Origin of the sequence: Sulfitobacter undariae, assembly GCF_014196805.1 — a bacterium.
Taxonomy (GTDB): Bacteria; Pseudomonadota; Alphaproteobacteria; order Rhodobacterales; family Rhodobacteraceae; genus Sulfitobacter; species Sulfitobacter undariae.
This window is the reverse complement of the sequence record NZ_JACIEI010000001.1, coordinates 606,577-631,401: the sequence shown is the minus strand read 5'-3', so window position 1 is coordinate 631,401 and position 24,825 is coordinate 606,577. Positions and strand designations below refer to the sequence as shown.

The following is a 24,825-nucleotide window of genomic DNA, read 5'->3' as shown; positions in this document are numbered from 1 at the left end:
GAGCAAGGGTTTGCTGTGCTCTGCGCCGAAAGGATTAACCGTTTCTTAACCGTCGATGCGGGTCAGATCAGCGACCGAGGTACACAGCGTGCGAATACGGCTGAGCAGGTTCAGACGGTTGCGGCGCACCGCGCCATTGTCTGTGTTGATCTGCACCGCCTCGAAAAACGCATCCAGCGCGGGGCGCAAGGACGCCATAGCAGACATTGCCGTGGTGAAATCCTGCGCGGCCATTGCGGGGGTGATGACCCCTTCGGCCTGATCAAGGGCGGCGAAGAGTGCGCGTTCTTCATCGGTTTCCGCAAATTTCACATCCGCACCGTAAGAATACTCAACCCCATCCGCCTGCTCGGCTTGGGAGAGGATGTTGTTGGCGCGTTTAAACGCCTGCAACAGGTTTTCCCCATCGTCGGTTTTGAGCGTATCAGACAGGGCGCGGGCGCGTTTGACCAGCAACGTCAGATCGTCGTTACCTTCCATCGCGATGCAGGCGTCGATGATGTCATGACGGATGCCTTGGTCTTTGAGGTAGACCTTTAGGCGGTCGTGAAGGAAGGACAGCAAATCGTTCATCCGCTCTTCAACACCGTCAATCGAGAACTTCAGCGTTGTCGTGAGGACCGTGTTCGAGACCCTAATCCCTTCGTCAACCAAACGAACGGAAAGATCATTCTCAACCAAAGTCCGAATAACCCCCAAAGCAGCCCTACGCAGCGCAAACGGGTCTTTACTGCCTGTCGGTTTCTCATCAATCGCCCAAAAGCCTGTCAGCTTGTCGATTTTTTCGGCCAGTGCCACGGCCACAGAAACAGGCGCGGTTGGCACATCATCTGACGGGCCTAGTGGCGCGTAATGTTCTTCGGACGCTGCTGCTACCGCGTCGCTCATCCCTGCTGCTTTAGCGTAGTAGCGGCCCATCAGGCCTTGCAGCTCGGGGAATTCATAGACCATTTCGGAGGACAGATCAGCCTTGGCAATCCGCGCAGCTTTCTCGGCATCGTCAGGATCAGCGCCGACCATAGGCGCCAGTTCCCGCGCCAGCACGGCCATACGCTCAATCAACTCGGCCTGTGTGCCGAGTTTGTTGTGGAAGGTCACGTTTTTCAGGTTCTCAACCCATGCGCCCATACCAGCGTCGGATTGCGCGATGCGCAGATCATTATCCCAGAAGAATTTAGCATCCGCCAAACGCGCGCTCAGCACTTTTTCATTGCCTGCAAGGATCGTCACGCCATTATCCGCAGTGGTGCGGTTGGCGACGGTGATGAATTTCTCAATGCGGCCCGTCTTGGGGTTGCGCACGGAAAAGAACTTTTGGTGTTCTTTCATCGAGGTCTGCAAAACCTCTGGCGGCAGATCAAGGAAGTCATCGCCAATGCGGCCCATCAGAACCACAGGCCATTCGACCAGACCCGCCACTTCGGCCAAAAGACCCGCATCTTCAACCACTTCCAACCCACTGGCAAAGGCCACATTGGTTGCATCATGCCAGATGGTATCGCGGCGCTCAGCGCTGTCTAACACCACAAAGGCGCGTTTGAGTTTTGAGGTGTAATCATCAAAACCGTTCACGGTGATCTCATCAGGTGCCAAGAAACGGTGGCCGCGTGTTGTATTGCCCGATGTGATCCCGTCCACGTCCAACGGCACCACTTCGGCACCGTCTTCACGGCTGAGGATGCATAGGATCGAATGCAGCGGGCGCACCCATTTCAGCGTGCCATTGCCCCAGCGCATGGATTTCGCCCATGGGAAGTTGCGGATAGTCTGTTCCAGCACTTCGGCAATGATATCCGCCGCGGGACGGCCCTCTTTGGTGATCGTGGCGAACAGGATTTTACCTTTGGGCGTGTCACGTTCAACCAGATCATCACGGGTCAGGCCCGCCCCGCGCAAGAAACCCTCAATCGCCTTTTCGGGCGCGTCGGCCTTGGGGCCTTTGCGTTCTTCCACCGTGCGCGGGCTGGCGTCCAGCAACCCCTCAACCGTCAAGCACAGGCGGCGCGGCGTGGCAAAGGCAGCCGCAGAGGCATAGGTCAGCCCCGCCTCGACCATACCATCGGTCATCAGCTTTTTCAGATCATCAGCGGCCCGCGCCTGCATACGCGCGGGGATTTCTTCGGAGAACAGTTCAATCAGCAGATCAGCCACTGGGATACCTCGTGTTTGCCTGAACAGGCGTTATTCAGTTGGGGTGGGTTGCGCGGGACGGCTGGGGCATTCTTCGCCCACAACCGTTCCATCATACGCTTTTTCACCGCAATCATTAAGTTCGTGCCAGATATAGCCGCGCCCGTCATCGGTGATCGCAACGATGCGGTCGACGCCAAAGTGTATGTTTTTCTGGCCCATGAAAGTCAGCGCCGTGCCTGCTTCCAATTCAGCGCCGATGGCTCTGGAATCGAAACAGTCAAACCATTTTGGCGCATTGCGCGGGTCCATATCCTCGGCCATCACAAATGTATCGGTTAACAAGCCAAAGCTGAATGGCGTTGTAAAACAAGCGCGGTAGCGGATCGGAGAGCTATCTGCGTCGATGGCTTGAAAGTTCTCAACCGGGATCGCTTCGGGCTCGCCGTTGGATAACAACACCAACGTGACGCCATCCGCAGGGGCGTCCACTTCGCTGTAGAAGGCATAGACTTGCAGATAATAAAGCACTGCACCCGCAATCAATGCTGTGATCACGATCGACCCTCCAAATAATTTACCTGTCATGTGGTGCTCATTTTAATTTACCTGTCATGTGGTGCTCATTTTCTTGTTACGCCCCTTTAGGGCGCGGTTCTGTCAATATCGTCTACTGTTTACGTACCTAACAAAGTGTCACGCAGCATCGCCTTGCCAGCCGCCTGCGCGGGTCTGCACAAAGGCATCTGCGCACATCTTGGTCAGCGCCCGCACACGCCCGATATAGGCCTGACGTTCGGTGACCGATATCACGCCGCGCGCATCCAGCAGGTTGAACATATGGCTGGCCTTGATCGCCTGATCATAGGCGGGGTGCGCCATGACGATGCGTTTGCCTGTCTTCGGGTCCATGTACTCTTGCTCGATGATGGCTTTGCACTCGGCTTCGGCCTCTTCAAAGTGGCGCAGCAATACGTCTGTGTTGGCCACATCAAAATTCCAGCGGGCGTATTCTTCTTCGGTCTGTTTGAAGATATCGCCATAAGACAGCGGGATCGGCGCATCAGGATCGTTGAACGGCATCTCCATCACGTGATCCACTCCCAGCACATACATCGCCAGACGCTCAAGACCGTAGGTCAGTTCCCCCGACACAGGCGTGCAATCATGCCCGCCGACCTGTTGGAAATAAGTGAACTGGCTGACTTCCATACCGTCACACCAGACTTCCCAGCCCAAACCCCATGCCCCCAAGGTTGGGCTTTCCCAGTCATCCTCAACAAAGCGAATGTCGTGCAGGTTCATATCCACGCCGATGGCCTCCAGCGAGCCAAGATACAGCTCTTGCAGGTTGGGTGGGCTTGGTTTGATCAGGACTTGGTACTGATAATAATGCTGCAAGCGGTTCGGGTTTTCACCGTATCGGCCATCCGTGGGGCGGCGCGACGGCTGCACATAGGCAGCGGCCCAAGGTTGCGTGCCCAAGCTGCGCAGGGTTGTGGCGGGGTGAAATGTCCCTGCGCCAACTTCCATATCATAAGGCTGTAGGATCGCGCAGCCATGGCGCGCCCAATAGCTCTGCAATCGCAAGATGATTTCCTGAAATGAACGGGGTGTATCGGCCATGTCTACGTCCTTTGCCATTTGGCGCTCTTACTATGGCGCACAGGCCCAAGGGTCAATCTATGGCTGCACAAGTGATCACATAGTCGTTATATGGCTGAAATGATCCCTAAAAGACGGCGTAAAACGGCGTTAAACTATGGGAATCGGCGCAAAATACTGCTTATGTGCCGCAAATTAAACCAGTGAAAGCTTATATGCCGATGTTGCGAATTCTGTTGATGTGCCTCTCCGCCCTGTTCCTTTCCGTTGCGAATACCGCATTTGCACAAGCCGATGACCCTGACGAAGTCGTCTGGGTTCAAGTAGAGGCACAACAATCGCTGAACCGCGCAACCGACCGCGCCCGCGCTTACACGACATTGTTGCAAGACGTGAACGGGTTTTCCGTGGGCGGCGGATGGTACGCAATTGTGGTGGGGCCTTACCGCCGTGCCGATGCGGAGCTGGTACTTCGCCAATATCGCCGCGATGGCTTGATTCCACGTGACAGCTTTGTGCAAGTATCCAACCGACTGGGTCAGCAATTCTGGCCAGTCGGTGCAAATGTGCTAGATACAGGCGCCGTTGCAGCCCCCGAAGGCACCGAAACAGCACCAGCCGAAACGCCTGCTCAAACACAAGAAGTACCGCAAATAGCAGAGGTCACCCCTGCCCCGACACCTCAGCCCGAACCAGAGCCCGCAGACGAAACGCCAGCGCAGGCGCAACGCTCTGAGAGCGCTCTGAGCCGTGATGAGAAAAAAGAACTTCAGGTCATGCTGCAATGGGCGGGCTTCTATTCCGCTGCGATTGACGGTTCATTTGGCCGCGGAACACGTAACTCCATGGCCGACTGGCAGGAATCTAAAGGCTATGACAAAACCGGCGTCCTCACGACGCTCCAACGCGCGGCACTGAAAACAGACTACAATGCCGTTCTCGAAGGATTGGGTTTGCAAATGGTGCGCGACGCACAGGCAGGTATTGAACTGATCCTGCCGACAAAAGCCGTCACATTTGACCGTTATGAACCGCCTTTTGCCCAGTACAAACAAGCGGGTGACATTGACGCCCGCGTGTTGTTGATCAGCCAACCCGGCAATCAGGACACCTTGTTTGGCCTCTATGAGATCATGCAAACACTTGAAATCGTCCCCCTCGAAGGCCCGCGTGAGCGCAAGAACTCCAGCTTTACCTTGGTTGGGGAAAACGGCCGCATGATCAGCTATACCGAAGCGGCCCTGGAAAACGGCGAGATCAAAGGTTTCACCCTGATCTGGCCCGCAGGTGACGAAGAACGCCGCCGCCGCGTCGTAGCGGAAATGCGCAACAGCTTCACCCGCACTCCAGGCGCACTGAGCGCGTCTGCTGGCGCGGGCGCACAGCAATCCATTGATTTGCTATCTGGCCTCCAGATCCGCAAACCAAAAATCTCGCGCTCCGGCTTCTTTGTGACAAGCAGCGGCGATGTCGCGACCATATCTGCCGTCGTGCAAAACTGCTCACGGATCACATTGGACGGCGATACAGATGCCGAAGTCATCATGGATGACACGGCAAGCGGCCTTGCCCTGTTGAAACCCAAAACGGCATTGGCCCCTCTGGCCATCGCAAGTCTCGCCGCACAGCCAGCGCGCTTGCAAAGCGATGTTGTCGTTGCAGGATACTCCTTTGAAGGCGTCTTGAATGCCCCGTCCATGAGCTTTGGCACATTAGCCGACATTCGCGGCTTGGACGGAGAAGAGAACGTCAGCCGCCTTGCACTGCGTGTACGCGCGGGGGATGCAGGGGGTCCGGTATTGGACCGTACAGGCGCTGTGATTGGCATGCTCACAGCAGCGCCAGAAGGCGGTCCACAACTGCCCCAAGACGTCAGCTTTGCTCTCAGCTCGGTGCTATTGTCCGAAGCAGGCAAAAAAGCAGGCATCAAACTCGCCGAGGCAACGGCGGATGGTGCAGAGGGCCTGACATCCTTCCAATTGTCTGAAAAGGCAAGCGGCATGACAGTATTGGTCAGCTGCTGGGAATAGCACAGCACTCTGATACTTGAGTGGACGATGACACAGGGGCCGGAATTCAACGCGAATTCCGGCCCCTTTTCTATGTCTTGCTGGTGATCTGTACGGAAGCTTGTTTAGCCTGTCATGCGCGCCAGAACTTCACTGTAAAGATAACGTAAACCACCATCAGCTCCAGCCGCCCCAGCAGCATCGCCAATGTCAGTATCCATTTCGCAGGGTCGTTGAGCGTGGCAAAGTTACCTGCAGGTCCAATGATATCACCCAGCCCCGGACCAACGTTTGCCAAGGCCGTGGCAGCCCCTGAAATCGACGTCACAAAATCCAGCCCCGTCATCGACAGGGCAACAGACACCAACCCCAAGGTCACAATAAAGAAGACAAAGAAGGACATTACAGAAGCAAGGACTTCTTCAGTCACGGGGCGGCCATCATAGCGCGGCGTGAAAATCCCGTGCGGCGATCTGATACGGCGCAACTGCGCCCGAATGGAGGCAAAGAGTAACTGATAGCGGAAAATCTTGACTGAACATGCCGTTGACCCCGCACACCCGCCAATCAAGCCCATGAAAAAGAACAAAGCCACGGCAAAGCTGCCCCATTGCATATAGTCGACCGAGGAAAACCCAGTGCCAGAAATGATCGAGGTCACGTTAAACAACGCTTCGCGGAACGCTTGTTCGTTACCCAGATGCACCCCCTCTTCCAGCAGCACCACCAGCAGGATCACCAATACAAATATGGTCATCACGAAACCCCGCACTTGGGGATCACGCCGTAGGGCAACAGGATTGCCATTGATCAACTGCACATAGCGCACAAATGGCAATGCCGCGAGGATCATGAAAATCGCCGCCACGTATTCCATAGGGCCTGCGAAAACCCCAAATGACGCATCATAATTCGCAAAACCGCCCGTCGAAATCGTGGTCATCGCATGGGCAGTCGCGTCAAAGACGCTCATCCCGAAATAGAGATACACCATCGCGCAGATCAGCGTGAACAGCACATAAAGACCCGAAATTTGTGTGGCAATCTGACCCGCACGCGGCAGGATTTTCCCCAGCGTATCGAAACTCTCGGATTTAAAAATCTGCATACCGCCCACGCGCAGTTCAGGCAGGAATACCATGGCGACAACAATAACGCCGATACCGCCCAGCCACTGCAAAATTGCGCGCCAGAGCAACAGACCTTTAGGCATCGTATCGAGACCCGTGAAAACCGTGCCCCCCGTGGTGGTCAGCCCCGACATCGCCTCAAACACAGCATCAACGGCGCGAGCATCGGTAGCACCCAACACAAAAGGGATCGCACCAAACAACGGCAAGGCGACCCAGACCGATGTCGTTAAAAGGAAGGTTTGTTGAATGGTCAGCCCTGCGCGGACGCCATTGGCACAAGAAAGAGCAATAGCAGTGCCGCCCAACATGGTGATGATGCTGCTTTGCAGAAAGACAGGCCATTGGCCGCGCCCTTCGGCAATATCCACCAGCAAGGGCACCAGCATAGCAGCGCCCAACACGGCCACCAAAAGGCCAATTACATATCCAACAGGGCGCACATCCATGGCAAAGGGTTCGCCCGCCTGCGCGGCCATGTCAAGACAGCGCCGCAACAACAGGGCCCCAGAACGAAAAAGACCCGCCGTAGCACCCTATCAGGCACCAGCGGCAGGTCATTTTAAGGTCGTTCAGGGATTAAGCGTAAAAGCGGTCCCGGAAGACAAAATGCACGATTTCATCGCGTTTGATGCCCATAGCAGCCAATTCATCGTCGGATTTGGCTTGCAGTGCTGCAACTTGTTCACAACGTGAGGAGCTCTCTGCGATTTTGATCATGAAGTTGAAGATGCCGGTAAAGAAACGGCCCAACACGTTCAAACCACGATCAGCACTCAGGAAAGGAAGGGAAGAGTTGCTTTGACCACGGGCAGGGATGCGTGCGGCGAATTGTTCGGATGGGTTTGCGTAGGTCATATCAAATGCCTTAAATTTTTCAGTTCATCGCGGGATCAGTCCCGTGCTCATGAGATAGGCTTTGCTGCACTGCAGCACCACCGCCAATAATGCATAGCCGCCAACCCGTTTTCGCCGCACCATAGTAAAAAGCCGCCCCTGAAGCGGAGCGGCTTGAACGACGGCCAGTCAAATAAAATCCATTTACCCAATATGAAACAATGTGTTAAACAACTTCGGATCAATGCTTGCTTGTGCGAACATCGGCCCTTGGGTAAGGATGCTCACCGCGTCATGGCTATGCAAACTTTCTTGATGGCTTGCCACAATACGGAAATCCCCGATCCGCGGGTCCGCCGATAACTGCTCACAAAACAGGCGCGCGGCATCTTCTACGAAAATCGGATTGGCTGCATTCAACTCAGCAAAGGCTTGTTCATCTTCTCGTTTAACCATGACTTGGGTCTCGGTTGGCACAGCGCGGCGACAGGCCTCGATCAGGTCTTCGACCCATAGGTCATCTTGCCCCTGCGCCAACAAAACCGATATCCGCGCCACCGAGCGTTGAGAATGAGGTGTCGCCAGTTGGTTGCGCGTGGCGCGGGCATGCTCGGACAGCTCCAGCGAACAGGGGCATGTGCTGGAATAGACGTAATCAAGGTGGATGATCCGCTGACGCACTCCCGCAACCTCGACCAATTCCAACGCCACATCGTAATATTGATACCCTTCCAACCCCGACCGCAGGCTGGATATTTTCATGGGCAAAGAGAACCGCAACTGGATACGCGCATCAAAGCTCTCCAGATCAGTTATATAATCATCCAGCGCAGCCTCAATCACCTCAAAACTAAACGTGCTTTGGGCATGTTTATAGAAACTGCGCATGATGCGGGACATGTTGATGCCCTTTTTCTCCGCCTCAAGGCTGACCGTTCCGGTAACCGAGGTTTCTAGCGTCAGCGGATCGCCTTCACGCATTTTGAAACGCACAGGCAAGCGGAAATTGGAAATCCCCACATGCTGGATGTGTTGTTTGCTGCCTTTGATCAGGCTGGAAGGGCCGTTTTGCAGGTCTGGCAGGCTGGCTTTATACGCCCCATCAATCTGGAAATCGGCAGGATAATCGCGTTTGAACGAAGGGTACTCTGGCTCGGCAGCCAGCACCCGCGCAACCGCAGGCTCCATTGCCGCAACCTCAGCCGCGTCTGCCTGTGCCGCCCAAGCGCGCAAAGTTTCCAACGCAGCTTGTGCTGCGGCGTGGTCTGGTCGTTGCTTTACCGGTTTTGCAGTGTTCATGGCTTAACCCTTTCATCACTTCAGACACTTTATGTAAGCGTCTGAAGTGGCATTACCAATAACACAATGGTGAGACAGGGTTTGTTAGGCGACACAATCCAGCGCTTGCAAGACATCCGCGATCAAATCGGCCTCATCCTCCAGACCCACGCTAAAGCGCACCAGACCCGGTGTGATGCCCAACTCCAGCTTTTGCGCGTCGGGCAGGCGCTGGTGGGTTGTGGTGGCGGGATGGGTCATGATGGTTTTTGCATCGCCAAGGTTATTTGAGATGATCCCGACCTTCAGCGCATTCAGGAACTTGAACGCCCCCTCTTTGCCGCCTTTGATGTCCAATGCGACAACAGTGCCGCCTGCCCCCATCTGGCGTTGCACCAAATCGTATTGCGGATGGGCCTCAAGCCCCGGATATTTCACTGCTTCAAGGCCTGCATGCCCCTCAACCGCTTTGGCAATCGCCAAAGCTGAGGCCACTTGAGCGCGCACCCGCAGACCCATTGTCTCCAACCCTTTGAGCATAACCCAAGCGGTAAACGGCGACATGGAACCGCCTGTGTGTTTCATATACGGTTCCACGGTGCCACGGATGATATCCTTGCTGCCAAGGATCACGCCGCCCAAAGTCCGGCCTTGGCCATCGATGTGTTTGGTGGCGGAATAGATCACAACATCTGCGCCCTGCTCAAACGCACGTGAATAGACGGGCGTGGCAAAGACGTTATCAATCAGCACCAAAGCGCCTTTTGCATGGGCCAGCTTTGCAACACCTTCGATGTCAGTGACTTCCAGCGCAGGATTTGAAACGGATTCAAAGAACACAGCCTTGGTGTCCTCGCGGATAGCGGCCTCCCATTGCGCCAGATCAGTGCCATCGACAAATGTCACTTCTACGCCGAAACGGCCCAAAATATCTTCCAACACATAGAGGCACGAACCAAACAGCGCCTTAGCCGATACAACGTGATCGCCCGCTTTCAGGATCGCCGTCAGCGCACCAGATACCGCCGCCATGCCCGACGCCGTTGCAAAGGCATCTTCTGCGCCTTCAAGTGCTGCAATGCGTTCTTCGAACATCTTAACCGTAGGGTTGCCATAGCGCGCATAGATGAATTCATCATCACCGCTGTCAATGAACCGCTGTTCTGCATGTTCGGCACTTTCGTACACAAAGCCCTGCGTCAGGAAAATCGCTTCTGAAACTTCGCCGTATTGGCTGCGGCGTGTGCCTGCGTGAACTGCTTTGGTGGCGGGCTTCCAATTATCGCTCATGATCATCGTCCTCTGTACACCGTTGGTGTAACCTGTTGCATGCCTGCTCAAGGGGGCAAGCACAAAAAAACCCCAAACGCGGTCAAGCGAAAGGGGGCTTTCATCCTGACCTTTTAGCGGAATATTTAACGTGGCCCGCAATCCGGTAACAAATCGCCACGCCCCGTGACCTAAGCCAAAGCCCTGCACAGGTCAAGCATACGGAGCACAGATGTAATGCTATCGTCACATGCCCGTCACATCGGGCTGGCACAGCAGATCCAAGACATTTCGCAATAGCCTTTTAAAAAGAAGGATCTGCAATGCCCCTTGTACACGTGAATGCGAGCGGACAGAAAATCGCCCTGCATGGCAGCGCAACGGAACAGTTATCCGACACTATCGCACAAGCATGCGCCACACGCGGCCCCACAATCATCATGGTCCACGGGTTCAAATACGCGCCTTACAATCCTGCCCATTGCCCGCACCGCCATTTATTCCACGCGAAAGGCTGGCCCGCAGATTTGGGGATGGCGCAACATGACACGCTTGGCATTGCCTTTGGGTGGGAGGCCCGTGGCAAGCTGGCCACGGTTTATACAACCGCATTGGAACAGGCCCAAAACCTTGCGCGTCTGGTGAAATCCCTGCGTCCGCGCGGGCCGGTGCATTTAATCGGCCACTCGTTGGGCGCGACCCTTTGCCTTGCTGCCCTGCCCTATCTGAACAAAGGTGACATCGGGCGCATAGTTCTACTCAGCGGTGCTGCGCATCTTGGCTTGGCGCGTCACGCGCTGGACACGCCCGCAGGGCGCAGCAGCGAGGTCATCCACGTAACCAGCCGCGAGAACAAGTTATTTGATTTGGGGTTTGAGCACCTCATCCCTTGCACAGGATCTATCGCGCGGGGCATCGCCCGCCCTCAAGCTGTCCAACTGCACATTGATTGCGCTAAAACCTTGGATGGTTTGGCTGATCTGGGCTATCCAATCGCAGCGCCCCGCCGCCGCATCTGCCATTGGTCCAGCTATACCAGACCCGGCGTTATGGCGTTGAACGCTGCATTGCTCACAGGCAGGTTGCCTGTCTCCGTTCTGAAATGCGCGCTGCCCGCCCCTGCAGCCCCCAGAAACATCAAGCTGCCGTATTTTCTGGGCGGCAAAACCCGCAGCAACAAGCAGACGAACCTCAACATTGGGCCAATTCACGATCCCGCGTATTGACCCACGCCTAGGCGATTAAGACGCGCCTTCATCCTTTTCGTCTTCGATCACATAGGATTGAAGCTGCATAAACTGCCACATCAAGAAGCCCATCAAAGCAAGTGGGAAGCCGAATGTCTCAATCTTGACCCACGCCTCAGTGGACATCGTGCGCCAGACAAATTCATTCACCACAGCCAGCGTCACAAAGGCCATGACCAGCCGTTTGGTCAGGATCATCCAGCCCTCATGCTCCATCGGCATCATATCCGCCATGACATATTCCAACCACGACCGCCCGCGTAGCAGGCCGATCAAAAGGATCAGCGCCAGAAAGCCGTAAACGATGGTTGTTTTCATCTTAAAGAACCGCTCATCGTTGAACCATGCAGTCAATCCGCCAAAGAAAATCACCATAAAGGCGGTGAACACCTGCATTCGGCTCAACTGCCCTGTCAGCGCCCAGAGGATACCCATAGCGATCAACAACACAGGCACAAACAGCACTGCGGCCACGATAAATCCGCTGTATTCCGTCCCGCCAAAGGCGAACACATCATCTTTGATACGGATATAGAGGACGAAAAATGCTAACGTCGGGCCCAGCTCGAGGACTTGTTTTAAGATGGGGTTTATTTCGCGTGTTTGTGCCATTGCTAGCCTCCGAATTCCACGATCACAGCGCCCAACGCAATCAGCGCCATCAGGGCGACCCGCCGTGGTCCTACTGTTTCTTTGAGCACCAGCCACCCGATCAGGGCCGCAAACACCGTTGATGTCTCTCTCAAGATGGCGGCTTCGCCCACGTTATCAAGACGCGTCGCCATCATAATCGACCCAAAGCTAAGCAATGCAACAAAGCCGCCAAAAACGCCGCGCTGCATCAAGGGGCCCAGTTCGGGCGGGTTCTCCATCCGGTGCCAGCGGCGGTATGCGAGTATCGGGAATAAAAATCCATCGATCATGAAAAACCACGCCAGAAAGGTGAATGGATTACCCGTGGCACGAATGCCGTAAGCGTCCACCGTGGTGTAAAGCGCAACAAACAGCCCCGTCACCACCGCCAGCCCCAAGGCCATGTTCAACGTCTCTCGTGCGGCTTCAAGGTACAGCATGTTGTAAACTGCCAGCCCGAAAATCCCCGCCACAAGGACAAGAAGGCCCAGCCATTGGGTGCCGCTAAAGGTTTCACCAAAGATGTAAAAGGCACCGATCACGGTGAACAAGGGGCCCGTCCCGCGCACGACCGGATAGACAACCGTATAGGCCCCTTTGGAATAGGCCGCTGCCTGCAAAAACTTATACAGGCAATGGATCACCCAGACGCCTGCAAAAATCGGCCACATATGCGGCTCGGGCCACGGTACAACAAACAGCGCAAAAGGCGCGGCCATCAGAAAATATGATCCGTCAACCGCACCGCGTGTCATCCACGGATCATGCCGCCCCTTTTGCAGCGCCCCAAAAACCGCATGCAAAAACGCCGCCAGCAACGCCAAGCCCATAGCCACATGGCGGCCCGTTTCAGTACCCTCAATCGAGGAAAGCCAATCCATTACACGCGGCCCCGCAAAGACCTGCGCATTTAGCGGTCCAACCCTGTCAACGCGTCTGCAAATTCTTGCGGGTCAAAGGGTTGCAGATCATCAATCTGTTCGCCGACGCCAATCGCGTGGATCGGCAGGCCGAATTTATCCGCCAGCGACACCAACACACCGCCTTTGGCTGTGCCGTCCAGTTTGGTCATAACAAGACCCGACACATCCGAGATGTCTTGGAACACCTTCACTTGATTAATGGCGTTTTGGCCCGTGGTCGCATCCAGCACCAGCAAAGTGTTATGCGGCGCTTCGGGGTCTTTCTTGCGAATAACCCTTACAATTTTGGCCAGTTCTTCCATCAGATCGCCGCGATTTTGCAACCGCCCTGCCGTGTCGATCATCAACAGGTCAGCACCATCCGCCTCGGCACGCACCATCGCGTCAAAGGCCAGACTGGCAGGGTCACTGCCATGGGGCGCGGTCAACACAGGTACGCCTGCGCGCTCGCCCCAAACTTGCAATTGCTCAACAGCGGCAGCACGGAACGTATCCCCTGCTGCGATCACCACTTTTTTGCCCGCACCACGAAACTGGCTGGCCAGCTTGCCGATGGTTGTGGTTTTGCCCGATCCGTTCACGCCTACAACCAGAACCACCTGAGGTGTTTTGGCATAAAGCGGCAGCGGCTTGGCCACGGGTTCCATGATTCGCGCAATTTCATCTGCCATAAGGGTTTTGATTTCCTGCACAGACAATTTTTTACCCAAACGTCCTTCGGCCATGTTGGACGTGACCCGCAAGGCCGTATCAACCCCCATATCCGACGCAATCAACAGCTCTTCTAGCTGCTCCAACATCGCGTCATCCAACTCGCGGCGTACAACTTCGCCATCCGCACCGCGCCCCATCAGACGGCCCAGAACACCGCGTTTGGCAACGGGCTCCGTTGGCGCTTCCTCCAGCACAGGTGCAACAGGTGTAAGTGTCGTACGCAGCGGTTCTACCGTGGGCTCTGGCGCTTGCGGTTCCTCTTCTACAGCCTCGGCTTGCGCCTCTTGGCGCTGTTTTTCTTCAAGTGCCGCATGCACAGCCGCGGCTTTTTGTGCGCGTTCCAATGCTGCCGTGTCTAAGTCCGGGACCTCCTGCACAGCTGCCTCTTGCGCCGCTTCGGGTGTAACCTCGGGCACAACCTGCGCTGGGGTTTCCATCACATCGTCTACCGCAGGCACATCGGCCTGACCGCCATCACTGACAATCGCCTCTAACCCTTCATCAATCTTGGACGAGGAGGTGAACAAACGGTCTTTGAGTTTCTTGAAAAACGCCACGCTTAGGGGCCTCCGGCTTTTACTTTCCCCTGATCTAACCTCTCATAGCGCAGGATGGAAGAGTGGCGATTGACAACCCTCCCCAAGAGCGCCACCAAAGCGCCATGCGAGTTGTTGCACTTACTTTGTTTTTGATATGGGCTGGCACTGCCAAAGCCGACCCGCAAGATGCCCAGTGCAGCAGCGGCAAATGGGGGCATGTGCAGTGCATTCGCCCTGCACATTTTGTCTATGACACCTGCAATGCCATCGAAATCTTTTCAAAACGCCACGGATTGAATACCGGATTTTTCGCCCGCCTGATCTGGCAAGAAAGCCGTTTCGATCCCAATGCGCTCAGCCACGCCAACGCACGCGGCATCGCGCAGTTCATCCCCTCCACAGCACGCCTGCGCGGATTAAAAGACCCGTTCAACCCCGCAGATGCATTGGAACATTCCGCACAATATCTAGCTGAGATGGTCCAGCGCTATGGAAACGAGGGCATGGCCGCCATCGGCTATAACGGCGGTGAAGGCCGTGCATCAGGTTTTCTGGAAGGCAAAGGGCTGGCCCCTGAGACGGTCAATTACGTGCCGATCATCACGGGCCTTAGCGCTGAGCAATGGCGCGATGCGCCACCCAAAGACCATGATTTCCGCCTGGCTACTGATAAAAGCTTTTACGCTGCCTGTTCGGAAATGGCCCGAAAGCGCCGCCTGACACCGATCAAAGTCATTCCCACAACAGCGCCGCCACCTAAAATCAAACCTTGGGGTGTGCAATTGGGCTTTGGGACCTCAGAAAAGGCCGCCAAAGCAAAGATTTCTAGCCAAACTGGCAGTTGCCGCAAACAGGTAAACAGCGAAAAACTAGACCTGATATACGTGAAAAACCGCGTGTCTGGCAAAAAAGGCTATTACTTTGGCCGCATAGGCCGCAATACAAGGGAAGCCGCGCAAAAACTGTGCAGCAGCCTCAAGCGCCAGAACTGCACCTGCCTTGTGGTTGAGAATCAATAGGGCCGCGTCGACCAAATACAACACAGCCGCAGTGCCCCAGAGGCCAAAGCGCTTGCGCAAAGTCACGGCTTGCGTCTAGAGAAATGGAACGGCCAACCGATTTAGGGGCGCACAATGCCAACCACGCAAAAACAGTTCATTTTTCGCAACTTACGCGCGGTGGCCATCTGGTTCCTCGTCGTGACGGTCCTCATCAGCCTCTATGCGAAATCGGTTGATCCCTTGCCTGTCAGCCTGCTTCAAAGGCTTCTCATTGCCGTTGGCATCGTCATTTTCTGCAATATCCCGTTTGTCAGGGCGATTGGCCGCATTTACCGCGACACCACACCCGATGACGGGGATCTAGACGACTGAGCTATTGCCAGAGGTTAAATTTCATCCGCGAAGTGTTTTATCACCATGCGAATCGGATTAGGCGCCGCCTGCCCCAGCCCGCAGATCGAAGCATCAACCATCGTCGCAGAGAGCTCCTCTAGCAGGTCCTGATCCCAATGCTCCGCCTGCATCAATTGCACGGCTTTGCTACAGCCCGCACGGCACGGGGTACACTGGCCACAGCTTTCATCCTCAAAAAACCGCAGCATGTTCAGCGCCGCATCACGGGCGCTATCTTCCTGTGACAAGACAACCACCGCCGCCGATCCGATAAACGTGCCATGCGGTTGCAACGTGTCAAAATCCAACGGGATATCATCCATGCTGGCAGGCAATAGCCCCGATGACGGCCCCCCCGGTTGATACGCCTTCAAGATATGCCCCAGTGCCATGCCCCCTGCCGCCGCGATGACATCGGTGATCGTGGAACCCGCAGGCAGCAGGTAAACGCCGCCTTTGGCCACCCGCCCCGACACAGAATAACTACGCAGCCCGTTGCGACCGTTGAGTTCTACCGCAGACAGGATTTCCGGCCCTTCACGGCAGATGCGCGCAACCCAATGCAGTGTCTCAACATTATGCACCAGCGTCGGGCGACCAAACAGCCCCACCTGCGCCACAAAAGGCGGGCGGTGACGCGGGATACCGCGTTTGCCCTCTATACTTTCAATCATCGCGGATTCTTCTCCGCAGATGTAAGCCCCCGCGCCGCGCCGTAGCTCGATATAGCCAGCAGCAACAAGGCCGGCATCTTCCAGCGCTGCAATCTCACGGGCGAGGATATCCAGCACGGCGGGGTATTCGTCGCGCATATAGATATAGACACGCGCAGCCTCGACAGCCCAAGCGGCGATTAACATGCCCTCGAGGAACAGATGCGGCGTGCGTTCAAGGTGGTGGCGGTCTTTGAATGTGCCCGGTTCGCCCTCATCCCCGTTCACCGCCAGATAGCGTGGCCCCGCATTTGCCCTCACAAAGCCCCATTTTTTGCCAGACGGAAACCCAGCACCACCCAAACCGCGCAGACCAGAGGCCAGAAGCGTCTCTTGCACCGCTTCCCAATCGCCACTGCTGCGCAATTGCGTCAGCGTGGCATAGCCGCCATTCTGGACATAATCAGCATAGGGTTCATACGCGGGGATATGCGCATGGGTATGCCCTGCCGCGAGGGCCGCGTGCACCTTTTCAGGCGTGGCATAATCAATGTGGTGATGGCCCAGTTCCAGCACAGGGGCGGTGTCACAACGCCCCATACAAGGCGCGCGCAGCACACGCACCTCGGCAGGGTCCAACCCTGCCTCCAATGCCGATTTCAACGCCTGCGCACCCGCCATTTCACAGCTGAGTGAATCGCACACACGGATGGTCAGGGCGGGCGGCGGGGTTTCCCCTTCTTTCACAACATCGAAATGGGCGTAGAACGTCGCAACCTCATAGACCTCAGCCATGCTCAGGCGCATTTCTTCGGCCAAGGCACGTAGGTGCGCAGCAGAGAGGTGGCCGTATTTATCGTGGATCAGGTGCAGATGCTCAATCAGCAGATCTCGGTCACGCGGTTCGGCCCCCAATAGGTCACGCACCTGCGCCCATGCGGTATCTTCAAGCTGGCGGCCTTTGGTGTGGCGTCGGCCTTTGCCTTTGCCTGATTTCCAAACACCTTTATCCGGCCCGTCCTTCGGTTCTTTGGCCCCCATGTCCGCATCTCCCCTACGTTGCACTGACATCTATCAAAACAACCCTGTGTCGTTGAGGCGAAAAACGACAATTCAGCCGCCCTTTGCGCGGCGGCGGTGCACTGCCGACGCCGATCGGAAACGTTTTGCGCCACTGGCCCCCGCATCAGACATCTGGCACTGTGGCCACATGAAAAGATTCATCTTGATCCTTTGGGCCTTTGCCGCCCTGCCCGCCGCCGCCCAACCGCTCATGAGCGCGGATGAATTCGATACCTATACGCGCGGCAAAACCCTATATTACGGAAATAGCGATCGACCTTATGGCGCAGAAATATACCTGCCCAACCGTCGCGTGCGCTGGTCGTTTCTGGATGGGGAATGCAAAGAAGGGCAATGGTATGAAGAAGGCGGATTGATTTGCTTTACTTACGATGACCGCCCCGAACCACAATGCTGGAGCTTTCAACAAGGCGCAAAAGGGTTGATCGCACGGTTTGAAGACGATCCGGCACTGACACCGCTTTATGAAGCGAATGAAAGCACCGAAGAAATGCTGTGTCTGGGGCCCAAAGTCGGGGTTTAACCGCCTGACATTAGGGTTTTACGGTGACCTTGCCATCGGCGAACTGGATTTCCAGCGCAGAGTGTTGCGACGCCTCTTGGCTGCTGGTGATCACCGTTCCTGCACTGCGTACCACGGCAAACCCGCGCTCCAGCGTGGCCTCATACCCCAAGGTACGGCGTAAACGCTCGGCGGCGGTGATCTGGCTGCGCCAGTTTTTGACCTGCCGCTGCGCCACCTCTGACAATGACCTTGTTGCACGGGTCAGACGGGCCTCTTGCAACCCGTGTTCGCGCATCAATGCAGGGGCCAACCGCGCTGATAGACCGTCCACGCGCCGTTTGTCTTGGGCGATCCGGCTGCGCAACGCAGCAGGGCGCAATCCACCGCTTAGGTCCATCAGGCGCATTTTACGCCGCTGCACCCCAGACATCAGCGCAGGGTCAAGGCGGATCGCCGCCCGTTCTAGCCGTAGCTTGGGCGCTTCAGTCAGGCTAACCGCTCGGGCCAGACGATCCCCCGCGCGATCAAGCCGTTGGCGCGGTGTATCCAGCAGGCTGTCGGGGCGCGGCAAAGCGCGGGACATATCACGCAGACGTTGACCGCGCTGTATTAGACCTTGGCTGAGGGCGCGGCTCAGGCGCGCGTGTTGCTGATCCAGATAGGCCAGTAACTCCACCCGTACGGGCACTGCCAACTCAGCTGCGGCCGTCGGCGTCGGGGCGCGTTTATCAGAGGCGTAATCAATCAGGGTTGTGTCTGTCTCATGCCCCACGGCGGAAATCAGCGGGATATCCGAGGCAGCAGCAGCCCGCACCACCGCTTCTTCATTAAACCCCCATAAGTCTTCGACCGAGCCCCCGCCCCGCGCCACGATGATCAAATCAGGACGCGGCAATGCGCCCCCCGGTGTCAGGCGGTTAAAACCGGCAATGGCATGTGCAACCTCGGGTGCACATCGGGTGCCCTGCACAGCCACAGGCCAGATCAACACTTTGCGCGGAAAACGGTCGCGTAAACGGTGCAAAATATCGCGGATAACGGCGCCTGAGGGCGAGGTCACAACACCGATGATTTCAGGCAGATACGGTAGCGGCCGCTTGCGGGCAGGGTCAAACAACCCCTCCGCCGCCAAAGCCGCTTTACGTTTCTCCAACACCGCCATCAGCGCGCCCATGCCAGCGGGTTTCATATCCTCAATGATAATCTGGTATTTAGACTGCCCTGGAAAAGTTGTGATGCGCCCTGTGACAATCACCTCCATCCCCTCTTCGGGTCTGGTTTCCAGCTTTGAGGCGACACCTTTCCAGATGATGCCCGAAATCACTGCCGAATCGTCTTTGAGGTCCAGATAGACATGTCCCGAGCGCGGCAGGCTTACGCGGCCCACCTCGGCACGCAAACGCACGTGACCAAATTCGTTCTCGATCACCCGTTTAAGGGCACCAGACAGCTCTCCCACTGTATATTCGGGGCTATTCCCCGCAGCGTGGGTGTCATCTGGGCCATCATCGAACAGATCCATCGGTGCATCCTTGTGCAAAACTCATGTGCAGCATAAAACGCCGAGCATTGAGTTCCAAGGGAGTGCACGTCATGAATATCCTAATCCTCGGCAGCGGCGGACGTGAACACAGCCTTGCGTGGGCCGTGATGCAGAACCCCAAATGTGACAAACTGATTGTCGCGCCCGGAAATGCAGGCATTGCGCAGATCGCCGATTGCGCCAGCATCGACATTATGGACGGCGGCACGGTCGTGCAATTCGCGGAACGCAACAACATTGATTTTGTCATCGTCGGACCCGAAGCGCCTTTGGCAGCGGGTGTCGCCGACCGTCTGCGTGAAGCGGGCATTTTGGTATTCGGCCCCTCCAAAGCGGCAGCAGAGCTGGAAGCCTCCAAAGCCTTCACCAAAGAGATTTGCGATGCCTGTAACGCGCCCACCGCAGCATACGGCCACTTTACCGATGCAGCAGCGGCCAAAGCCTACGTGCAAGCCCAAGGTGCGCCGATCGTGGTTAAGGCCGATGGGTTGGCCGCAGGCAAAGGCGTGATCATCGCCGAAACAGTGGCACAAGCCGAGGCCGCAATTGACGACATGTTTGGCGGTGAATTTGGTGCTGCGGGTGCCGAAGTCGTGATCGAAGAATTCATGCGCGGCGAAGAGGCATCTTTCTTTGTCCTGTGTGATGGCGAAAATGTACTTCCGATTGGCACCGCACAAGACCACAAACGTGTAGGCGACGGCGATACTGGCCCCAATACAGGCGGCATGGGTGCCTATTCTCCGGCTCCCGTGCTGACAGATGCCATCGCTGAGCGCGCCTTGGCCGAGATCATTCGCCCCACCATGGCAGAAATGGCCAAACGCGGTATCCCATATCAAGGCGTACTTTATGCGGGCCTGATGATCGAAAACGATGTGCCACGATTGGTGGAGTATAACGTGCGCTTTGGCGACCCAGAGTGTCAGGCGCTGATGATGCGTTTGGGGGCTCAGGTACTAGACCTGCTGCATGCAACAGCCCAAGGGCGGTTGTCGGAGGCACAAGTAAATTGGGCTAATGACCATGCGCTGACGGTGGTTATGGCGGCAGCGGGCTATCCGGGAGACTACCAAAAAGGGTCTGTCATCGGCGGGCTAGACGCCATTACCGAAGACAGCAGCAATGTTGTGTTCCATGCAGGCACTGCCCAGAAAGACGGGAACATTGTTGCCGCAGGCGGGCGTGTTCTGGGCGTGACAGCGCGTGGCGATACATTGGAGCAAGCGCAGCAACGCGCTTACGCGATGGTTGACGCGGTGGCGTGGCCAGAAGGCTTTTGCCGACGTGACATCGGCTGGCGTGCTCTGGACTAATCGAAATAGGTCCGGCGTCTCTGATGGAAGCTGCTAGAGCCCCCTCAGGACGTCGGTGCCCCTTCGCAGATCACAGGCTCTTTGCTGATGTCGCTTATCCGCTGTAGCTCTTGCGTGGTTTGCGACAACACCAGTAACGTGCCTTCGTCCATGAAGGGCACCCAGCAATTATTCGGGTCTGGATCATCTTCGTATAGAAAACACAGCAGCGGGCCGCGTTTTTCAATCCGGCCATAAGTGCAGCGCCCAGTCTCATCCGCCCAGACAGACAGATCGGGGCGCAGGAATTGCTCAATCCCGACAAGCGTGCCTGAGACTTGATTGGTGAAACTCAACGTGCGACCTACCGCCAGTTCCAAAAATGCATCTGGTGCGATCTGCTCTTGCGCGCTGACATTTGAGGCCATGAGGCCGGTAAAAAGGGTAAGGGCGAGTGATTTCATCGGCACTCCAATGCACGGTTAAAGCTGTTGCGGTTTTTGTGAGGGCCGATGTCACGGGCTACGAGAGATGCATTTTGCAAGGTCACAGCCATCAGGCGCGTCCAGTTTGCATTTGCGACGATCATCTCGGGGCCCGTACCGCAATCGCGCAGACCACCCGCAATATCGGTTTCTCCGACACGGTGGTTTGTTACCCCACCAAAGGTGGCGATTTCGCTCAATGCCCCATTTTCAAAGCGCCAGACGCGCAGCGTTTTCATCAGGTGGGGGCGGTCAATGTAGGCAAGTTCAACAAAACCATCGCCGTCCAGATCCGCCACAGCCACAGGGGCAAGCCAACGGTTTCTTGTGCCTATATACGGGGTCGCTGCGCGTTTTCCCTTTGCGTCATAAATCGCAAGGGACGCGCCTTGTGTGACGCTTGTCTCAACGACAACAACTTCGGGATTGCCATCCCCATCTACATCCGCGAGGCGCGGTGCCACATCTTCAAAAACCGACGTGAGCGGCAGCCTTATTGTATATGTGTTTTTGCGCAAGACAGCATTTGATGAAAGGGTATCATTGGACGCATTGTTTGTCTTGATCTCCAACGCCTCCCATTCCTCGGCATCCCCCAACACGCCATGGGCGTAACGCGAGGTTGGCTCGGTAAAGCGGGCGGATGTGATCGTTTCTGCCGCTAGGGCAGTCCCCGCCCCCGCTAGCCACACACACAGCGGTAACACGGCGCGGCGCGCGGTGCCGCGCCACGGGCACACCAGCCGACGCCGCGCTTGGGTCATCAGATTTGCTTTTCGGGCATTTTAACGCGCAGGCCATCTAACGCATCGGTCACCTTCAACTGACACGTCAGACGGGAATTGGCGGGATTCGGCTCATAGGCGAAATCAAGCATATCTTCTTCCATGTCATCTTTGGCTGGAAGTTTATCGACCCATGCATCATCCACATAAACGTGGCAGGTTGAGCAGGCACAGGCTCCGCCACAGTCTGCTTCGATGCCTGGTACGTTGTTGTCGCGTGCGCCTTCCATGACCGTCAGGCCATTTGCGACCTCGACAACATGTTCCGTGCCATTGTGTTCTACGTAAGTGATCTTGGCCATCAGAGCTGCCCTTTTCTATAAATTTCCCCTCCGTTTCTAAGCAAGCATTCGCGCCTATGCCAGCCCCTTTTATGTCACTCTTTGCCGAGGTGGCTTTGAGGTTCTAGGCAACCTTCAAAAATACAGGTAAGCTAAGGTGATACACGCAGACCCAAAAGGCGTTGGGCAATGACACAGGCATTCAAATCAGGTTCGGGACTTTGTTCAACAATAGTTCTTTTCAGCGCTTTGGCGCTTTCGGCATGCTTGCAGACAACACCTGCATCAAACAGCGGTGATGTTTTGAATAATGGCTTGGCCCCGCATGGAGCGCCGGCTGGCACCTGTTGGGAAAAAATACCAACCCCTGCGGTCGTCGAGACGGTGACCAAAAAAGTACTGGTCACGCCTGCGCAAACCAATTCCGACGGGTCAATCGGGACTTTACCCGTTTACCGTCAAGAAAGCCGCCAAAATATTGTAACACCGCGCGCAAACAACTGGTTTGAAACCCCCTGCCCTCCTGCCTTCACGGTTGAACTGGTTTCAACCTTACAGCGGGCATTACTAGCGCGGGGGCTATATTCAGGTGTCGTGACGGGAAATATGGACAGCGCCACCCGCAGTGCTGTGTTGGCGATACAGTCGAAAAACGGATTGCATAGCGAGGTGTTGTCCATGGAGACCGCCCGCGAACTGGGCATTGTCGCGGTCCCCCGCACCCCGTAACGCCGCTAAACCCCATGCAACATATGAAAAAGGCGCCCCGGTTGGAGCGCCTTTCTTTTGATTAGATTTGATTAGAGCAGTGCTCTTATTCTTCATCAAGGGTCAGTGCCACAAAGCGCGGATCACCGGCACGGCGTACCAGCAGCAGCAAGGATTTGCGCCCTGCGTCACGTGCCGCTTGGATACGCGCATCCAGATCGGCAATAACCGCAATTTTTTGCTGGCCCGCTTCGGTGAGGATATCACCAACACGCAGACCTTTCTCAAAGGCTTCGGAACCCTCGGTTACGGCTGTCACAGCAAGGCCCTCCATATCCGCAGACGCCCCCAGCTCTTGACGCATGTCGTCAGTCAGTTGCGTAACTGTGAGACCCAGCAGAGAGGAAACATCAGGTGCTTCGCTTGCATCCGGTGTGCCTTCGTCTTCTGGTGTCGCGTCACTGCCCGAGTCTTCGCGGCGCCCAAGGGTTACAGCAATGGTTTGGCTTTTCCCTTCGCGCAGGACCGTGACACGAACAGTTGCACCAACGGCGCTATTGCCCACCTGACGGACCAAACCGCGTGTATCGCCAACATCCACCCCGTCAAAAGACAAAATCACGTCACCGGTTTTCAGACCTGCAACTTTTGCAGGGCCTTCGGGCACATCAGTGATCAGCGCACCTTTTGCCTCTTGAAGCCCCATCGCATCTGCCACGTCCTGTGTGACGTCCTGAATACGCACGCCCAGCCAGCCACGACGCGTTTCGCCGAATTCTTTCAACTGGTCCACAACCCGTGACACCACATTGGATGCCATCGAGAAGCCGATCCCGATCGAGCCGCCATTAGGAGACAAGATCGCCGTGTTCACACCGATCACAGCGCCGTCCATATCAAACAACGGCCCCCCCGAGTTCCCACGGTTGATCGCCGCATCAGTCTGGATGTAGTCATCATAAGTGCCCGACAGTGCGCGGTTGCGTGCGCTTACGATCCCCGCAGAAACAGAAAACCCCTGCCCCAACGGGTTACCCATCGCGACAACCCAATCACCGACACGCGCCGCATCACTGTTGCCGAATTTGACAAAGGGCAGCGGCTGGTCGGCTTCGACCTTCAACAGGGCAATATCCGTGTTCGGGTCTGTACCGATCACTGTGGCCACCAATTCTTTGCCCGAGAAAAATTCGATGGTGATTTCATCCGCACCATCAATCACGTGGTTGTTGGTGACAACATAGCCATCTTCGGAAATCACAAAACCGGACCCCAACGCAGACGAGCGGCGCGGCGATGGTGCTCCGTCATCGTCACCACGGTCTCGGTCTTGAAATTCACGAAAGAAATCCTCAAACGGCGATCCTTCAGGTACGATGCCGCGTGGCCCTGTGCGGCCCTCAACCAGTGTCGATGTCGTAATATTCACAACCGAGGGGCTGATTTTTTCTGCGAGAGGCGCAAGGCTTTCGGGTTTGGCATAGGCCATGACCGTCTGCAAAATCACCAGTGTCAGTGCCATCAGCCCGATCAGGGCTGCACGCATAGCAGGGGAAAAGGAAAGGGTGTGAGTTCTGGCGACCGCTTTGGGCTGCATATTTATTGTCTCCTGATCGAAATCATACCCGCCTCGGGGCGATTTTCATGTCTGGTCAGAGTGCACATTGACCACTCGGACCGCAATATAAAACATGGTGTTTTGAATTCTCATTTCAACGGTTGGCCCCCAACCAATTGCATCGGACATAAAAAAGGGCCGACACAAATGTGCGGCCCTTT

At 56.1% G+C, this 24,825-nt stretch carries 23 protein-coding genes and 1 riboswitch; of the genes, 7 read left to right on the top strand and 16 right to left on the bottom strand.

Features of this window, described 5'->3' with window-relative positions; genetic code table 11:
- Positions 1–45 precede the first annotated feature (45 nt).
- The 3 genes from glyS to GGR95_RS03135 all read right to left on the bottom strand — a co-directional run bounded on the left by glyS (position 46) and on the right by GGR95_RS03135 (position 3,756).
- The gene (glyS, locus tag GGR95_RS03145; RefSeq protein ID WP_184562631.1) at positions 46–2,151 is read right to left on the bottom strand and encodes a glycine--tRNA ligase subunit beta; all 2,106 of its coding nucleotides are present in this window, start codon (positions 2,149–2,151) and stop codon (positions 46–48) included.
- Positions 2,152–2,181: 30 nt separating this feature from the next.
- Entirely contained in the window at positions 2,182–2,718 is a 537-nt protein-coding gene (locus tag GGR95_RS03140; RefSeq protein WP_184562629.1) for a DUF6446 family protein, read from the bottom strand.
- A 108-nt stretch (positions 2,719–2,826) separates the two neighbouring features.
- Positions 2,827–3,756, bottom strand: coding sequence for a glycine--tRNA ligase subunit alpha (locus GGR95_RS03135; RefSeq protein WP_184562628.1), 930 nt, complete (start codon positions 3,754–3,756; stop codon positions 2,827–2,829).
- 200 nt (positions 3,757–3,956) lie between these two features.
- Here GGR95_RS03135 and GGR95_RS03130 point away from each other — a divergent pair, with 200 nt between their 5' ends.
- Positions 3,957–5,765: a serine protease gene (locus GGR95_RS03130; protein WP_184562808.1), complete on the top strand. Its 1,809-nt coding sequence runs from the start codon at positions 3,957–3,959 to the stop codon at positions 5,763–5,765.
- Between the two features lie 112 nt (positions 5,766–5,877).
- On the opposite strand, the gene GGR95_RS03125 is transcribed toward GGR95_RS03130, so the two are convergent.
- The 4 genes from GGR95_RS03125 to metZ all read right to left on the bottom strand — a co-directional run bounded on the left by GGR95_RS03125 (position 5,878) and on the right by metZ (position 10,279).
- On the bottom strand, positions 5,878–7,353 hold the full coding sequence (locus GGR95_RS03125; RefSeq protein WP_246423264.1) for a TrkH family potassium uptake protein: 1,476 nt from the start codon (positions 7,351–7,353) through the stop codon (positions 5,878–5,880).
- A 100-nt stretch (positions 7,354–7,453) separates the two neighbouring features.
- Positions 7,454–7,732, bottom strand: a complete 279-nt coding sequence (locus tag GGR95_RS03120; RefSeq protein ID WP_246423263.1) for a hypothetical protein — start codon at positions 7,730–7,732, stop codon at positions 7,454–7,456.
- A 183-nt stretch (positions 7,733–7,915) separates the two neighbouring features.
- Positions 7,916–9,010, bottom strand: a complete 1,095-nt coding sequence (gene folE2, locus GGR95_RS03115) for a GTP cyclohydrolase FolE2 (RefSeq protein WP_184562626.1) — start codon at positions 9,008–9,010, stop codon at positions 7,916–7,918.
- An 84-nt stretch (positions 9,011–9,094) separates the two neighbouring features.
- Positions 9,095–10,279 carry an O-succinylhomoserine sulfhydrylase gene (gene metZ / locus GGR95_RS03110; RefSeq protein WP_184562624.1) on the bottom strand — a complete coding sequence of 395 codons (1,185 nt, stop codon included), beginning with the start codon at positions 10,277–10,279 and terminating at the stop codon, positions 9,095–9,097.
- A gap of 93 nt (positions 10,280–10,372) precedes the next feature.
- A riboswitch (SAM riboswitch) is annotated at positions 10,373–10,449 on the bottom strand.
- Between the two features lie 132 nt (positions 10,450–10,581).
- Here metZ and GGR95_RS03105 point away from each other — a divergent pair.
- The gene (locus tag GGR95_RS03105; protein ID WP_184562622.1) at positions 10,582–11,484 is read left to right on the top strand and encodes an alpha/beta fold hydrolase; all 903 of its coding nucleotides are present in this window, start codon (positions 10,582–10,584) and stop codon (positions 11,482–11,484) included.
- Between the two features lie 15 nt (positions 11,485–11,499).
- On the opposite strand, the gene GGR95_RS03100 is transcribed toward GGR95_RS03105, so the two are convergent.
- Genes GGR95_RS03100 through ftsY form a run of 3 tightly spaced genes read right to left on the bottom strand, consistent with a single transcriptional unit; the run spans position 11,500 to position 14,332 of the window.
- A complete protein-coding gene (locus GGR95_RS03100) occupies positions 11,500–12,117 on the bottom strand; it encodes an inner membrane-spanning protein YciB (RefSeq protein ID WP_184562619.1) in 618 nt (205 codons plus the stop codon).
- A 2-nt stretch (positions 12,118–12,119) separates the two neighbouring features.
- The gene (locus GGR95_RS03095; protein ID WP_184562617.1) at positions 12,120–13,019 is read right to left on the bottom strand and encodes an EamA family transporter; all 900 of its coding nucleotides are present in this window, start codon (positions 13,017–13,019) and stop codon (positions 12,120–12,122) included.
- Positions 13,020–13,048: 29 nt separating this feature from the next.
- On the bottom strand, positions 13,049–14,332 hold the full coding sequence (ftsY, locus tag GGR95_RS03090; protein ID WP_184562615.1) for a signal recognition particle-docking protein FtsY: 1,284 nt from the start codon (positions 14,330–14,332) through the stop codon (positions 13,049–13,051).
- 62 nt (positions 14,333–14,394) lie between these two features.
- Between ftsY and GGR95_RS03085 the strand changes: the two genes are divergently transcribed.
- Positions 14,395–15,333, top strand: a complete 939-nt coding sequence (locus GGR95_RS03085; RefSeq protein WP_343042039.1) for a transglycosylase SLT domain-containing protein — start codon at positions 14,395–14,397, stop codon at positions 15,331–15,333.
- A gap of 114 nt (positions 15,334–15,447) precedes the next feature.
- On the top strand, positions 15,448–15,687 hold the full coding sequence (locus GGR95_RS03080; RefSeq protein ID WP_221384655.1) for a hypothetical protein: 240 nt from the start codon (positions 15,448–15,450) through the stop codon (positions 15,685–15,687).
- A 14-nt stretch (positions 15,688–15,701) separates the two neighbouring features.
- Here GGR95_RS03080 and GGR95_RS03075 read toward each other — a convergent pair whose 3' ends face one another.
- Positions 15,702–17,402, bottom strand: a complete 1,701-nt coding sequence (locus GGR95_RS03075) for an NAD(P)H-dependent oxidoreductase subunit E (RefSeq protein ID WP_184562613.1) — start codon at positions 17,400–17,402, stop codon at positions 15,702–15,704.
- A gap of 169 nt (positions 17,403–17,571) precedes the next feature.
- On the opposite strand from GGR95_RS03075, the gene GGR95_RS03070 reads away from it, so the two are divergent.
- Complete coding sequence (locus GGR95_RS03070) at positions 17,572–17,967, top strand: hypothetical protein (RefSeq protein WP_184562611.1); 396 nt, start codon at positions 17,572–17,574, stop codon at positions 17,965–17,967.
- A 10-nt stretch (positions 17,968–17,977) separates the two neighbouring features.
- On the opposite strand, the gene xseA is transcribed toward GGR95_RS03070, so the two are convergent.
- A complete protein-coding gene (xseA, locus tag GGR95_RS03065; RefSeq protein WP_184562609.1) occupies positions 17,978–19,471 on the bottom strand; it encodes an exodeoxyribonuclease VII large subunit in 1,494 nt (497 codons plus the stop codon).
- 71 nt (positions 19,472–19,542) lie between these two features.
- On the opposite strand from xseA, the gene purD reads away from it, so the two are divergent.
- Complete coding sequence (gene purD, locus GGR95_RS03060; protein ID WP_184562607.1) at positions 19,543–20,808, top strand: phosphoribosylamine--glycine ligase; 1,266 nt, start codon at positions 19,543–19,545, stop codon at positions 20,806–20,808.
- Between the two features lie 44 nt (positions 20,809–20,852).
- Here purD and GGR95_RS03055 read toward each other — a convergent pair whose 3' ends face one another.
- The 3 genes from GGR95_RS03055 to GGR95_RS03045 are packed head-to-tail and all read right to left on the bottom strand — an operon-like array spanning position 20,853 to position 22,359.
- Positions 20,853–21,251: a hypothetical protein gene (locus GGR95_RS03055; RefSeq protein ID WP_184562605.1), complete on the bottom strand. Its 399-nt coding sequence runs from the start codon at positions 21,249–21,251 to the stop codon at positions 20,853–20,855.
- Positions 21,248–22,036 carry an FG-GAP repeat domain-containing protein gene (locus GGR95_RS03050; protein WP_184562603.1) on the bottom strand — a complete coding sequence of 263 codons (789 nt, stop codon included), beginning with the start codon at positions 22,034–22,036 and terminating at the stop codon, positions 21,248–21,250. Before GGR95_RS03050 ends, GGR95_RS03055 begins: the two co-directional genes overlap by 4 nt.
- Entirely contained in the window at positions 22,036–22,359 is a 324-nt protein-coding gene (locus tag GGR95_RS03045; protein ID WP_184562601.1) for a 2Fe-2S iron-sulfur cluster-binding protein, read from the bottom strand. The genes GGR95_RS03050 and GGR95_RS03045 overlap by 1 nt, the downstream gene beginning before the upstream one ends.
- 363 nt (positions 22,360–22,722) lie before the next feature.
- Here GGR95_RS03045 and GGR95_RS19100 point away from each other — a divergent pair, with 363 nt between their 5' ends.
- Entirely contained in the window at positions 22,723–23,067 is a 345-nt protein-coding gene (locus tag GGR95_RS19100) for a peptidoglycan-binding domain-containing protein (RefSeq protein WP_246423262.1), read from the top strand.
- A gap of 85 nt (positions 23,068–23,152) precedes the next feature.
- On the opposite strand, the gene GGR95_RS03035 is transcribed toward GGR95_RS19100, so the two are convergent.
- Positions 23,153–24,643, bottom strand: coding sequence for a Do family serine endopeptidase (locus GGR95_RS03035; protein ID WP_184562597.1), 1,491 nt, complete (start codon positions 24,641–24,643; stop codon positions 23,153–23,155).
- Positions 24,644–24,825: the final 182 nt, after the last annotated feature.